A 14266-nucleotide genomic window follows, 5' to 3' on the forward strand; every position below is an offset into this window, starting at 1 on the left:
ATTTTAGATTTTAGATTGATTCCACAGATGAATCTGCGGGCTTGAACTAATATCTAATTTTTTTTGCTCTCCACGACTCCTGTCGGGGGCTTGCGTCCATCAGTCGATTTTAGATTTTAGATTTTAGATTTGAGATTGACTCCACAGATGAATCTGGGCGCTTGAACTAATATCTAATTTTTTTTGCTGTCCACGATTCCTGTCGGGGGCTGGCATCCGTCAGTTGATTTTAGATTTTAGATTTTAGATTTTAGATTGACTCCACAGATGAATCTGCGGGCCTGTATCCGTCTTTGGGTAGGGTTAAATTTAACTTCTGTTGCGAAACTAGCGTGCGAGGCACAGATGACCCTTCGCGAGAAAACCGACAATTGATATTTATCTATACCTGTCGGCTCAGGTGATTTCTACCTAGCTGCATCATACCATTATAGTTAGTCTAAAATTTCAATTCCCTTGAGTGCTGCGATTTCTTCGGAAATTGCCGCTATCAGGAATATGCTGAAAACAGCGTGATTTCAAGCCGATGACTTGGGCGTCGCGCGATCGTCTAACTCTGAAAGCTCCTAGCAAAATTCATCGGCGGGTTAACAAAATGGTAGACTATTTGTGTCAGTACAAGACATTAAAACCTACCCCTGGATTGGGGGAAAGTCACGCCTAAAACATTGTCAGGAGTTGGACTAGATAGCAAAAAAGTTTACTAAAGTTAGTCAGACTTAACTTGACTGGTTAACCTTTGTGGGTGGTAGAATTAGAGCGATGCCAAAAACCAAGGCTTAATTATCTGGGAGAGTAAACCGAGCGTGCAAGTCAAAACTGACCAGCCTGTAAAAAGGTCGAACGGGAGTCCGCGTTTCGTTAAATTGGTTGAAAATATTGGATGACTCATGGCTAAAAGCTTCAACTAAAATTAATTCGATTAGGGTGGGCTACACCCGAATTAACGCCTGTGGACAAGAAGGAGCCGACTCCCTTGGGTGAAGCAGGAAGCAGACCCTTCAGGAGCAATCCCGATTGAATGGTGAGACTTAAATAAGTTTAGCCAAGTTTTGTGTAGCAGATATCGCTACGCACACAACAGTGCCAACGTGGTGAGCCGAGGAACCTGAAAAATCAGGATATTAGGACTGCGAAGTCTTAAGAATCTCCGTCTGTTGAGAAAGCGGGGGTGTCAAATAATCGCCACGTATCAACCCGTCGAGGTTCAATCGCTAAAATAGTTCAGATCAGCACGCTTGCCCCAAGGCGTCAGGAACCCTTATGCAAAACTCTGTGGCAAAACACTACTTATGGGCTTTAGGTGAAGGGATCAAAGGGTGTAAGCCAGGCGATCTGATCGCTGGTCGCTACTTGGTCAAGCGCGATCGACTTCTTGTCGATACTCAACCCGAACACTTGCCGGAACTGCCCGATGAGATTCCGAGTGTTGTCACTCCTTATCTGAGACTGTTTGCCTATCAGTTGCACGTACCTCAAGTATACGGTCTGGTATCGTCCAAGATGAGCAAGCTATCGGGAGATATCTGGCTGCTGGAAAACGTGCCTATTTTGAAGGTGACGGAATCTTTAATGCCGGAATTGGCGGATTCCTGGAAAGGAGCCGCAGCGATGCGCCAACTCAATTGGCTGTGGCAAATAGCCCAGTTGTGGCAGCCGTGTATCGCTCAGGGCGTGGCTTCGACGCTGCTGACTCCCGAACTGCTACGGGTGGAAGGGCAATTGGTGCGGTTTCTGGAATTGCAGCCCGATCGCAAACCGCCTCATTTGTCGCAGTTGGGCAAATTGTGGCAGCAGTGGCTCGAAGATGCTCACCCGGCTATTGCCAATTTTTTGAGGCAACTTTGCCAGCAAATGGTTGCCGGTCAAGTGCGCCACGGCGAACAACTGATGGGCCAGTTGGATAAAGCTTTGGCAAAGTGCGGTCGATTTTACGATCGTCACGTTGAAATTGCCACGGGCACGGATGTAGGCAGATCCCGGGCTCACAACGAAGATGCTTGCTATCCGCCCAGCGGTACGCTGTTGGCAGGAAATCCGGGGGCGGAAGCTTGCGCGATCGTCTGCGACGGTATCGGTGGACAAGACGGCGGCGAAGTCGCTTCGGAAGAAGCAATTGGTGTGCTGCGCGACAAGTTGCAGCAAATGCCCCTGCATCAGGCTAATTGGGACCCGTTGAGCCTGACTTCCAAGCTGGAACGGGCGGCTTGTGCTGCTAACGACAAGATAGCCAGTCGCAACGACAGCGAACACCGCCAAGGCCGCCAGCGGATGGGAACTACGCTAGTTATGGGTTTAGCCCACATTCACGAACTCTATGTCGCCCACGTCGGAGACAGTCGGGCTTACTGGATTACCCGCACCGGCTGCTATCAAGTTACTCTCGATGATAATGTGGCTTGCCGCGAGGTGCGTTTGGGCTACTCTCTCTACCGGGATGCTTTGGAACAAGTGGCCGCCGGAGCTCTGATTCAAGCTTTGGGGATTACTTCGTCCAACACTTTGCACCCGACTGTGCAGCGTTTTCCAGTGGATGAAGACTGCGTTTTGCTGCTGTGTTCCGACGGTTTGAGTGATAAAGACCGGGTTGAGGAATGTTGGGAAGCGGAGATTTTGCCAATTCTCGACGGTAGCATTAGTTTGGCTAAGGCGCGCGATCGACTGATTGAGATTGCTAATACTAGAAACGGTCACGATAACGTCACTGTTGCTTTAATTCACTGTCAAGCACATTTGAGGGAAGACGGCAATACTTTTACAGAACTGTCTGTCGCACCTTTAGATACGCCGATCGAACTAATTTCCGATAGCGAGGATATGCCAACGGATTTGACCGAAAGCACAAGCCTGGGCGAGGGGAATTCTCAAGGAAAAACGCTGTTGTTACCGCCGGAAAAAAGCAAAAGTTTATTTGGGCTGCTGCTGAAAATTTTATTTTTATTAGGGTTGGGGGGTGTATTTGCTTATTTTTTCATCCCTCCGGTGGGTCGCGCGATCGATACTGCCGGGGAGTCGATTTTCGGGAAAGGCGGTTTAATTAAGGCTGGAAGCACGCCGGAGAAAACAGTTGAATCTGTAGCTTCTCCGGTCAAATCTTTAGAAACAGGCTCGTTTATAGAGATTAAAACTTCTGCTGCTGGGGAATTGGGAAAAGAGGGCGATCGCTTGGATTTGCGAGGCGCAATCGGTGAGTTGACTGTCAAAGGAACAGTCCCAGCCGGCAGTGTTTTGCAGGTGACAAACAAACAGCTTACGCCTCAAGGCAATTGGCTGGAATTGAAAGTTTGTTCTATTCCTGAAATAGTGCGATCGAACTCTCCCAAACCCGAGTCAAATAAAGATTTTTCTACAGTTTCAAAACCGACACTGAATCCATCTCCCGCTGTGGCAAGTCCCACTCCCTCGCCTTCCCCGGTAGTTAAGCCAACCGTTGAAGTAGAAAGCGCCAAGCTGCAACCGGGGGAAATCGGATGGATTCAAGAACAAGCTGCTGTTTCTAAAGTAGTGTCTAACCTAGCCTTAAACCCAACTCAACAGGGGAAATGCGTTGCTTCTGACTCAAATCCCAATGCTAATTAAACTGTTAATAGTACATCCTGCCGAAGTAATTTGAGTAAGTTTAGGAAAATGGAAGATGCAGCTTGCTAAAAATAGAATAGTTTAAGGCAGACACAGAGCTAAAATAAAATTTGAGACCGCTCAAGCCGAAGATTCATCAACTTCTTGATTCGAGATCAAACTATGACGAAAATTACAGACTATTTCCAGGGAGTTTATGCGGTAAATCTCCCTGAAAGGAAAGACCGACGGCAACTCATAGTCAAGGAATTAGAGAAAGCAGGAATGCCCCTCACGCCCAATAAGGTTGAGATATTTCCCGCAATCCGCCCCGACGAAGCAGGAGGTTTCCCCAGCATTGGGGCGAGGGGATGCTTTTCCAGTCATGTAGGTATCCTCAAGCAGGCAAAAGACAAGGGGTTGAGCAATATTTTGATTGTAGAAGACGACCTAGAAATTTCAGCAAAGTTCAGAACAGACCAAGCTGTTATCCTCCAACAACTGTGTCAGCAAGATTGGGATTTCGTCTACTTCGGACACGTCGAAGAGGTTGAACAAAAGTCTCCTGTCGCCCTCGTACCCTTTTCTGGGGGGGTAATGACCACTCATTTTTACGCTGTCAATGGCAGGATTTTTGATCGCCTCCTGCGGTTTCTGGAAGAAGTGCAACAGCGACCTCCGGGACATCCCGACGGGGGCCCGATGCACCTCGACGGAGCTTATTCTACTTTCCGATCTCAAAATCCCGATGTTGTCACCTTGATTGCTTCTCCAAACCTGGGGTGGCAAAGGAGTTCCCCTAGTGACATCACTCCTAATTGGTGGGACCGTGTACCTGGGTTGAGGCAATTAGCAGGTGCAGCCAGAACCAGCAAATCAAGGCTGAAGCGTTGGCTTTCTAGTTAATTGAATTCGAGTTGAAAACCCTTCGCTTAGATCAAATCTATTAGCACAATCCCCGGCAAATAATTAATACCAAATCCGGGTTTATTAGTCCCTTTATGAAGGCGGCGGTTGAAACCTTTTGACCTCAAACTATACACATAAAGTCTGCCGCAGTCCGGTGTCAGGGTTCGGGGTGAGGATGTTGGAATTGGCTGGTTTTAGTGTGTTTTGACTTTCAACAGGCTTAATTTTTGTTAATTAACCGCAGAGGACGCAGAGGACACAGAGAAAGAGAGGAAGAGTTTAATCAAAGTTTCAATCCTTTATAGGGATTTAGGGGTTTTCCTGCCAAAAAATCTCCTATCTCTGTACTTTAACGGTGGCCACAACCGCGCAGCCATCCAAAATTCCTTTTACGCCCCAGATTCGATAAAACCCATCAACCAATTAGCCATCGTCGCCCTGCGAGTCTGTCTCGGCCCGAATTCCCCAATTTTATAGCCTTTAAAGCCCAATTTTTCCTTCAGCAACTGCTTGTTTTCTGGGGGGGTCGATCGAGTCAATTTCACCGTCGCCGGCCTAGAATCGATAAAATCCGGCGGTTCCGGGTACTCTTGCCGCCACTCGGCTGCAACACCTGCACTGTTCCACTTGCCAGTCTCGGCATCCCAGCGGTAGCCCAGATACAGCCAAACTAATCGGTTGACGGCAGCATCGTCGATTTCTTCGTTGAGGATAGCCCAAATAGTTTCGTTATTCAGCGGTGGTAATTCAGACATAAGCGCGATCGAATCGGAAACAAAAAAAGTTTAACTCACATTAGGTACTAATCTCAGGAACGGGCTCTCCGGCCCGTTCCACAAAAAATCATAGGAATTTGTTTGTGGGGAGTAGGGGTTGGGCACGCGAGCCCGCCCAAAATGCCACCCCCAAAAAAATTAATTATTCAAAATTCCGTCTTTCTCGGCCATCGACAGCATTAAGTCAATCACGCGGCTAGAATAACCCCACTCGTTGTCGTACCAGGAAACAACTTTGAAAAACTTAGAATTCAGTTCAATTCCCGCACCTGCATCGAAAATGCTCGATCGCGCGTCGCCCTGAAAATCTGTCGAAACCACTGCATCCTCAGTATATCCAAGAATGCCTTTGAGTTCGCCCTCCGAAGCTTTTTTCATTGCCTCGCAAATTTCTTTATAGCTAGTTTCCTTCGCCGTTTTGAAAGTAAGGTCAACTACAGACACGTCGGGAGTTGGCACCCGCAAAGCCATTCCCGTCAATTTTCCTTTCAATTCTGGCAACACCAAAGTAACAGCTTTCGCTGCACCGGTCGAAGATGGAATAATATTTTGCGCCGCACCGCGTCCTCCCCGCCAATCTTTTTGGCTGGGGCCGTCTACAGTTGGTTGAGTAGCTGTCATTGCGTGAACTGTCGTCATTAAACCTTCTTCCAATCCGAAGTTATCGTTGATTACTTTGGCAATTGGTGCTAAACAATTCGTCGTACAGCTAGCATTAGAAACAACCGTATCTTTTGTCGGGTCAAATTTGTGGTGGTTGACGCCTACTAGAAAAGTTGCCACTTTTTCCGGGTCTTTTGTCGGTGCTGAAAGTATTACTCGTTTTGCTCCTGCCGTCAAGTGTTTTGAGGCGCCTTCAAAATCTGTAAACAATCCGGTAGATTCTACAACATAATCTGCGCCGGATTTACCCCAGGGCAATTCGGCAGGATTTCTAATCGATGTGCAGGGGATAAATAGTCCGTCAACGACAATCCCGTCTGGTTTGCTTTCAACTTCGCCGTCGTAAATGCCGTGGGTGGAGTCGTATTTGAAAAGATAAGCCAGGTTTTCTGGCGAAACTAAGTCGTTAATGCCGACAAATTGGATGTTGGGGTTTTTGATGCCGGCGCGCATGACTAGCCGTCCGATGCGACCAAATCCGTTGATGCCAACTTTTAATGCAGCCATGTTTAAACTCCTATTGAAAATCTCGTTAGTCGATCGGGCGTTAGCGAAGCCCGCCCCTACGGGGGCTACGCCAACGAAAAGGATCGCCTGTTGTGGCTTAGAATTTACCACGCTTACGGATTTTTGCAACTGATTCTTTTCTATCTCTTAAGAATTCTGAATTCGGCCCCGGCTGGGAAGGGCAATTAATCCTGAAAAGACCGCTGACTAATGGCTAATGGCTGATTTTTGTCAACTTGTAAAAGTGCTATAATAGACAGAAAATATTTTCAAAATTGCATTTTTTAAATCAGCCTAAAGTAATAATAAAAAACTTATCCAAAAGGAGAAACGGATTAGCATTCTCACCAGTGACGATTGTCGCAACCAAAGCCTAGGATTAAAGTCGCAGATACGCGCAAGGACACAGCACTGCCGTGTCCATACACCTATGGCGTACAATCTATAGCAATCCTTGCAGGAGTCGTAAATTTTTTACCCCACCCCAACCCTCCCCGAACTCGCGGGGAGGGAGTAAGAAATTCACAAATGATGCGAGGATTGCTATATGTGTAGCTCAAATTTTCCGAAGCGGTATAATCACTAATCACTAATGACTAATGACTAATGACTAATGACTAATAACTAATAACTAATGACTACCCGACGCACCTAGTAATTAGCAATTCCACCGCATCTGAAATAAAACACGACCCACCAAATTTATTGAGCACGGGTCTAATGTTTTCTGCAACTGCTGAAACTTGAGCTGGTGAACAAAAAGCAAGCACATAAATGTTATCCAGCGCCGTCATTGATGAATCACGGGAAACGTGATCCCTAGTGCTTTTTCCAGCCACATCACGAATCACCGAATAACCGGGTACGCCAGCTTTGTCTAAACCGTCTAAAATCTTGCCGAGCTCCACTGAGTGGGCTATGATTTCTACTCTTTTGACTGACTCCATCATCTCACCTCCAAAACATATTGATTCCGTATAGATACAGGGGAATCCCTACAATGATATTAAATGGAAATGTCACTGCTAAGGCAGTTGAAATGTAAAGACTTGGATTCGCTTCAGGAACAGTTAGGCGCATGGCTGCTGGTACTGCTATATAAGAAGCACTCGCGCACAATACGGCAAACAGCAAAGTGTCTCCCTGTGGCATTCCGATTAATTTCGCTATTACCAAAGCAATTACGGCGTTGACTATGGGAATTAGGATTGCAAAGCCGATCAGAAAAATTCCTGCTTCTTGCAAATCTTTAATTCTGCTGGCTGCAACCAGCCCCATGTCTAGCAAGAAAAAAGTCAGGACTCCGTAAAACAAGTCTTGAGTAAACGGACTCATAACTTCCCAACCATGTTCTCCTGTCAGTATACCCATAATTAGGCTGCCAATGAGTAGAAAAACTGAACTGTTTAGGAATGCTTCTTGCAACACTTCTGGCCAAACTATTTCGCGTTTTCCTTCTTCGCCGCCGAATACACTCACCAGGATTAGCCCGACTATAATTGCAGGGGATTCCATTAATGCTAGCGCGGCTACCATGTAACCGTCAAAGTCGATCCCCTGTGCTGTGAGGAAGGAGGTTGCGGTGATAAATGTGACGGCGCTGATGGAACCGTAGGTGGCTGCGATCGCTGCGGCATTGTAGGAGTCGAGTTTGATCCTCAATATGAAAAAAGTATAAACGGGTACGAGCATTGACATCAGCATCGCTGCCACAATTGTCAGGGCAACTTGCTGGTCAATTCCGCTTTTGGACAGTTCGACGCCGCCTTTAAATCCGATCGCAAACAACAGGTACAGCGAAAACAGTTTGGGGATGGGGGCTGGAATTTCTAAATCAGATTTGAGAAAAATTGCCAGCATTCCCATGAAAAAAGCTAATATGGGCGGATTTAAGATATTTGACGCGACTAAACTCAAATCCACGATCGTTCACTCCCCTTTCTTGCGTTTTTAATATTACTTCCCCAGTAATTGTGGCACGAGAATGGATAAATAGACCGATCGAACTAATGACCCGAAAGCTCGATCGGGCTAAATACCGCCAAATACGGCAAAGGCGCACAGTACGCACCCTACAACGAAGGTGTGCACGCGGGCACCTGCAAGCTAAGTATTTTGGTTTAACTAAGCAACACCCAAATAAGACTCTAGGGCTTCGGAACCACCGATCAACTTGCCGTCGATAAATACTTGCGGCACAGTTGTAGCCCCAGTCATAGCCCGGAGCGATCGAGTTGTGATCTCCCGGCCCAAGACGATTTCTTCATAATCCAAGCCATGTTTACTCAGCAGTGCCTTAGCCTTAGCGCAGAAGGGACAGCCCATTTTTGTAAACAGCGAAACTACCTTCGGCTTGGCTGCTGCGGAGTTGATGTAGTTGAGCATCGTCTCGGCATCGGACACTTTGAAAGGGTCGCCCGGTTCATCAGGCTCAATAAACATTTTTTCAACCAAGCCATCTTTTACCAGCATCGAATAACGCCAAGACCGCTTGCCAAAGCCTAAATCTGTTTTGTCTACCAGCATTCCCATGCCTTCAGTAAATTCGCCGTTACCGTCGGGAATTAACGTCACATTGTCTGATTCTTGGTCTTTTGCCCACTCGTTCATCACAAAGGCGTCGTTGACGGAAATACAAACAATTTCATCTACGCCGTTTTCTTTGAAAACTTTGGCCAATTCGTTGTAACCGGGGAGGTGCGTTGACGAACAAGTGGGAGTAAAAGCCCCAGGCAGCGAGAACACTGCTACGGTTTTGCCTGCAAATATATCATCCGTGGTGACATCGACCCACTCGTTGTCTTTGCGAGTGCGAAAGGTGACTTTGGGTACTCTTTGACCTTCGTGGTTCGTCAGCATGATTTTAAATTTTTGGGTACTTGGGTTCAATTCCTTTGCTTTTTATAGCGTACTCATAACGAGTATGACTTGTCAAGGGTAGGCGGGTTTTTTTCTCGGACTTGGGCGCGCGCGAGCTCAGTTCCTTGTTTTTGCGACAGCTAGCAGATTTAACTGCCAGCCGGGAAGTCCCTCGGTATATTCAGAGGGGACATATCTGAGCGCTGCGCGAAGTACCCCGAATGAATTACGCCCGCGTGATGGAAAGAAGCGTCGGATGTCGCGGACGGAAGCCGACAATTATTCTTTTATGTCCCTTGATAATCGGGAAATACTCTGGTAATATATTAGTAAGTGGGGGTGGAACTACCTCACTATAAAAAGCCTTTGTAAAAAAGGAAACAAGAAGCCTGCGGTCTAACGGTACTCCGTTGACCGTCAGGTTTGTGCACAACTTGCTGTTTAAGGATCGCGAATTAAATAACTTACAATTTTAATTGTTATTGTGGGATGGGCGTCCCGCCCGTCCTTTTTGGCCGGGCGGGACGCCCATCCCACTTTCCTTGTGGAAGTTATTTAATTATCATTCCTAAGTATGTCGGCAATTCTGTCTCCAATCCTTTGCTGCTGCTAACGGGTGAGGATTTTTTACACATTCTGTCAATAGATCGATATCAATTCCTGGCAGCAATTCGCTTTGTGTGATTAATTCATAACCGCAGTTGGACACGAATTCAACCGGAATTTCTTCTCGCAAATGGTAGATAGAAAATCGGTCATTTCGCCAGAACCAAACCTCTCGCACATTCAACCTTCTATACAGTTCTAGTTTATTGATGCTGCCACTGGTAACAATCACTTCAATTACCAAATCGGGAAATTCTTTATCTGTGCCAATACAATAAGCTTCATCCGGTTCCGTACCGCCACGTTTTTCCTCTTGTCGCAGAGTTGTAGACCCAAAAGGGAAATATTCGATGTCAGCTTCTACAAAATAAATAAGCAGCAGATCTCCAATGCGAGTTTTTCTACTTTCATGGCGGCGAGAAGGCGACATAATTTCCAAAACTCCATCTAAATAAGTAACTCGATATCCTGCCGCATCTCCAATCCGATTCAGCAGTGTCTCGTATTGTTCCCAGTTGGCGCTATCGGTAAGGTAGCGATCTTCAGGATCTTGGCGTTGGAGTGCTTGTTCTTTAAGTAATGTATCTAGCTCGATCGTCAGCATCGGTATTACCTCCTTACAAGTTGTTCTAATCTTAGCTCAACTTTATTCCCAATCAAACTGCCTCGCCAAATATTCCTCTAATTCCTGATTGTAAGGTCGGAAATAATCGCTCAACCTGTCGCGAACCGATTCATTTACCGGCTGGTAAGAACCAGGATTAGCATTTTGGTATTGAGACAATTGATATTCCGGCAAATCTAAGAATTCTAAAACTTGCTTGACAGTTGTGGCCGCACCTGCATAAAAATCTTCGCTTTTCAAAATTAACAACTGTTCTTGGGGAAAGAAAGTCCGCCAGTTTTTAATAAATTCTATGTACCTACCGCGAGCTAAATAATTCCCCGGTTCCTCGCCGATGATGTATTCTGGATTTTGATTCAACCGTTCAACTTCATCGCTAATTACTCGATCGAGCGATCGCGCTTCCCAATTTAAGCCAGTCAAGCGGTAAAATTGAGAAATCGCCCGATCGACCGGATTTCGCAAAAGTACAATCAGTTTAGCCTCTGGAAACAGGCTGTAGAGTCGTTCCGGTGCTTCCCGATAGTCAAAATAGCTCGGACTTGCTTCGCCCGTCAAAAATTGCTCTCCCGAAGGCATTGGTGGAAAATGAGCCAAATACCAATCAATCCCTCTGTCAAAGTGCCACGAGAAAAAATCCATCTCCTTTTTAATCGGAGTCAAAATTTGCGGGTGTTGAGCTAAATAAGTATACAGAGAAGTCGTCCCGCACCGCTGACAACCAATAATTATAAAGTTAGGAACTTTGACTGGTTTTAAGTTCCAATTTTGTGGAACAGGCATCTTGCCTGTATCTTCTTGTGGAACAGGCATCTTGCCTGTATCTTCTTGTGGAACAGGCATCTTGCCTGTATCTTCTTGTGGAACAGGCATCTTGCCTGTTCTCTTACTGATAAGAGATGCCAAACTTTGTTTGTAACTGACAGTTCGATAAAAATCAATCGCCTCAGCAATTTTACCTTGCCTCGTCAAAGCTTCCCCCAAATTCAGATAAGGCCAAAAAGCCTCCGGTTTAGCTGCAACAACTTCGCGGCACAAGTTCTCAACTTCATCTAGCTTGTTTTGCCTAACAAAAACTTCCCACAAATTGTAATAAAACCACCAAGGAAGATCGGGATTTATTTCTATTGCTTGGAAAAAGACCGCCGCCGCTTCCTCCCAATATTTTTGGTGGCTCAGAACAGCACCTAAATTGTAATAAGACCAGCAATCATCCGGTTTTTGGGCGACAGTTGCGCGAGAAGAGGCTAATGCGCGGTCGCACTTTTCTTGCTGCTGCAACAACTCCTCTAATTTCGCTGAAACATTACCATAATTAGGCATAGCTGTCAAGAGAGATTGGTAAATAATAATTGCGCTTTTTGGGCGATCGTACTTTGCTAAATTCTCTCCTAACTGCAAATAAAACTCCCAATTTTCCGGTGTAATTTGCAATTGAAATTCTTCTAACACTAAGTTTAAATCCGACTCTGTTTGTCCGAGAGCGTATCCCAACTTCTCGTAAATTCCCGGCAAATCTCCGTCAATTTCAATAGCTTTTAAATACGTAGCGATAGCTTCATCCCACTGTTTGAGTTTAGTTAAAGCGTCGCCTAAATTGCAAAAAGACCAAGCAAAATCCGATTTGAGTGCAATCTCGCAGCGGTAAGCAGCAGCAGCCTCTTCCCATTGCCGAAGTTTCAGCAAAGCATCGCCCAAATTGTGATAAGACCACGAAAAATCTGGATTTAACTCAACAGCGTTTTTGTAAGCAGCGACAGCTTCCTCCCATTTTTCAACTTTCAGCAAAACATCGCCCAAACTGTGATAAGACCAAGAAAAATTAGGATTTAATTCAATAGCTTTTTTGTAAGCAGCAACAGCCTCATCAAACCGACCGCTTTCTTGCAGAGAATTCCCCAGATTGTGGTAGTCATTATCCATGCAAAACTCCTGCAAGATTCATTAATTTTTCCAGCGAGTTCAAATCCACCCGCATATCTTTATGTAAAGGTTTTATCGGAGTTCTATCATCAACCAAATCGCCAATTAAAGAGTAATGTTCCAAACCGCACAAATTGCTAATAGTCCAATAACAACTTGGCACATACATAGGAGAAAAAATTTCGATTACTTTAGTTCCCGGAGTGCAGAAAACTAGATTAGTCAATCCAGCTCCGTGGGGTGCTACAACTACTTTAGCAGCAGCCAGACAGGCTGCTTGTTCCGCTACCGACATCGTTTCCAGCTTGACACTGCGAAACCCAAATTTTTGTAAATAATTAACTACTTCTTCTTCGTTGACGATTCGCCGATAGGATGCTTGTTGACGGGTGATATAAATTCGCTCTGAACAGTCGGTTTTTAGTGGTATTTTAGGGTTCAAAAATGACTGTTTTAGATATTCACACTTCCATTTTGAGGTGCCCGATCCATCTTTACAAATTGACGGAACTATTAAATTATCGGCAGTTATGTGAAAGGAACAGCCACTTTCTAAAATTTTATATTGAGGAATTCCTAAAGTATTTAAAGTTTCTTTTTGATAAGTATAATCGCCGGCATTGACAACAAACTTATCTACACTATCTATTAACCCGCTCCGTTGTATATGCTCAAACCGGGTAATTACATCAAACATCCAATGAAAATAAGCTCCTCCCCAGGGAGCGGACAAAAAAGCAACACTTCCATCTATATGCTCCACAGGAGGTAATTTGTCTGAAGTTACTATTAATTCAGGAGAACCCATTGAAACATCGAGAACAAGTTTATTATCTGAAGTAATTGCCGCAGTATTAATGACATCGGCCCAAGCTCGTCCGTTTGGCAGTATGGCAACGAAAGCTTTTTTGATGTAAAATTTATTTGGGGAAAATAAGTTATTGTTATTGTCGGTAGTTTTGGAGGCGGATAAATTGATTTGGCTTGCAGGATAGAGGTCAATGCAAGAGATGTTCGGATTTGACTCGGCGGCGACTATCATATCCTCTGTAAACTGACAGTATTTTTTGAGAACACTTAACGGTAAGATTTGATGGCTGCATTTTGCCCACTCGCTCTCATCGACTTCTCCTTGTTGTTCCAGAGCATAACCTATATTATCGTAAGCTTCCAACAAATCTGGTTTAATTTGCAGTGCTTGAACTAAAGTAGTGATTGCAGGTTCCCACTGCTGTTTGGCAATTAAAGTCAAACCCAATCCTTTGTAACACCAACAGGATTTTGGATCGAGATTGATGCCTTTTTCGTAAATTGCGATCGCCCTTTCTAAATCCCCTTGATTCCGCAGTGCATCACCCAACTTTTTGTACAGCCAACTCTGCTCAGATTCTAGCTCGATAGCACGACCAAAAGCAACTGCTGCTTCAGACCAATTTTCTTGTGATTCCAGAACTTCCCCCAAACAATTGTACAGCCAACAATCATCGGGATTTAATTCAATAGCTTTGCGGTAAGCCGCCGTCGCTTCTCCCCAATTTTCCAGTGCAACCAAAGCCTTACCTAATCTCTCATAAGTCCAACAAAAATCTGGATTTAGCTCAACTAACTTGCGGTAAGCAACAGCAGCTTCCTCCCACTCAGAAAGCTCCATCAGCACATCGCCTAAATTGTTGTAAGTCCAACAAAAATCGGGATTTAACTCAATAGCTTTGCGGTAAGCAGCAGCGGCTTCGCAGTATTCCTCAATCGCCTGCCAAGTTTCCCCCAAAAAGTGGTAAGACCAACTAAAATTAGGGTTGAGTGCGATCGCCCGTTGGTAAGCTGCCCGAGCTTCGTCAAA

The 14266-nt window shown here is 45.3% G+C and carries 10 protein-coding genes; 2 read left to right on the forward strand and 8 right to left on the reverse strand.

Annotated features, from left to right (window positions below; translation table 11 throughout):
• Nucleotides 1–1263: 1263 nt before the first annotated feature.
• Together QUB04_RS11685 and QUB04_RS11690 are read left to right on the forward strand one after the other, a co-directional pair.
• Nucleotides 1264–3579: a protein phosphatase 2C domain-containing protein gene (locus QUB04_RS11685; protein WP_333284328.1), complete on the forward strand. Its 2316-nt coding sequence runs from the start codon at nt 1264–1266 to the stop codon at nt 3577–3579.
• A gap of 162 nt (nt 3580–3741) precedes the next feature.
• On the forward strand, nt 3742–4464 hold the full coding sequence (locus tag QUB04_RS11690; RefSeq protein WP_333284330.1) for a glycosyltransferase family 25 protein: 723 nt from the start codon (nt 3742–3744) through the stop codon (nt 4462–4464).
• Nucleotides 4465–4856: 392 nt separating this feature from the next.
• Here the strand turns inward: QUB04_RS11690 and QUB04_RS11695 are convergent, their stop codons facing one another.
• The 8 genes from QUB04_RS11695 to QUB04_RS11730 form a co-directional block, all read right to left on the reverse strand.
• Complete coding sequence (locus tag QUB04_RS11695; protein ID WP_333144302.1) at nt 4857–5222, reverse strand: DUF1823 family protein; 366 nt, start codon at nt 5220–5222, stop codon at nt 4857–4859.
• 159 nt (nt 5223–5381) lie between these two features.
• Entirely contained in the window at nt 5382–6413 is a 1032-nt protein-coding gene (gap, locus tag QUB04_RS11700) for a type I glyceraldehyde-3-phosphate dehydrogenase (protein ID WP_333284392.1), read from the reverse strand.
• A 638-nt stretch (nt 6414–7051) separates the two neighbouring features.
• The gene (locus QUB04_RS11705; protein ID WP_223300725.1) at nt 7052–7363 is read right to left on the reverse strand and encodes a P-II family nitrogen regulator; all 312 of its coding nucleotides are present in this window, start codon (nt 7361–7363) and stop codon (nt 7052–7054) included.
• A 1-nt stretch (nt 7364) separates the two neighbouring features.
• The gene (locus QUB04_RS11710) at nt 7365–8336 is read right to left on the reverse strand and encodes a sodium-dependent bicarbonate transport family permease (protein WP_333284333.1); all 972 of its coding nucleotides are present in this window, start codon (nt 8334–8336) and stop codon (nt 7365–7367) included.
• Between the two features lie 201 nt (nt 8337–8537).
• Nucleotides 8538–9272 (reverse strand): glutathione peroxidase, encoded by a 735-nt coding sequence (locus QUB04_RS11715; RefSeq protein WP_333284335.1) that lies wholly within the window; start codon nt 9270–9272, stop codon nt 8538–8540.
• A 568-nt stretch (nt 9273–9840) separates the two neighbouring features.
• Nucleotides 9841–10482 carry a Uma2 family endonuclease gene (locus QUB04_RS11720; protein WP_333284337.1) on the reverse strand — a complete coding sequence of 214 codons (642 nt, stop codon included), beginning with the start codon at nt 10480–10482 and terminating at the stop codon, nt 9841–9843.
• Nucleotides 10483–10524: 42 nt separating this feature from the next.
• Complete coding sequence (locus QUB04_RS11725) at nt 10525–12426, reverse strand: tetratricopeptide repeat protein (protein WP_333284339.1); 1902 nt, start codon at nt 12424–12426, stop codon at nt 10525–10527.
• Nucleotides 12419–14266 (reverse strand): tetratricopeptide repeat protein (locus QUB04_RS11730; protein WP_333284341.1); only part of this gene is annotated, 1848 nt, incomplete at its 5' end. The genes QUB04_RS11725 and QUB04_RS11730, both read right to left, overlap by 8 nt.

This window comes from Microcoleus sp. D2_18a_B4 (assembly GCF_036702475.1).
Lineage (GTDB): Bacteria > Cyanobacteriota > Cyanobacteriia > Cyanobacteriales > Microcoleaceae > Microcoleus.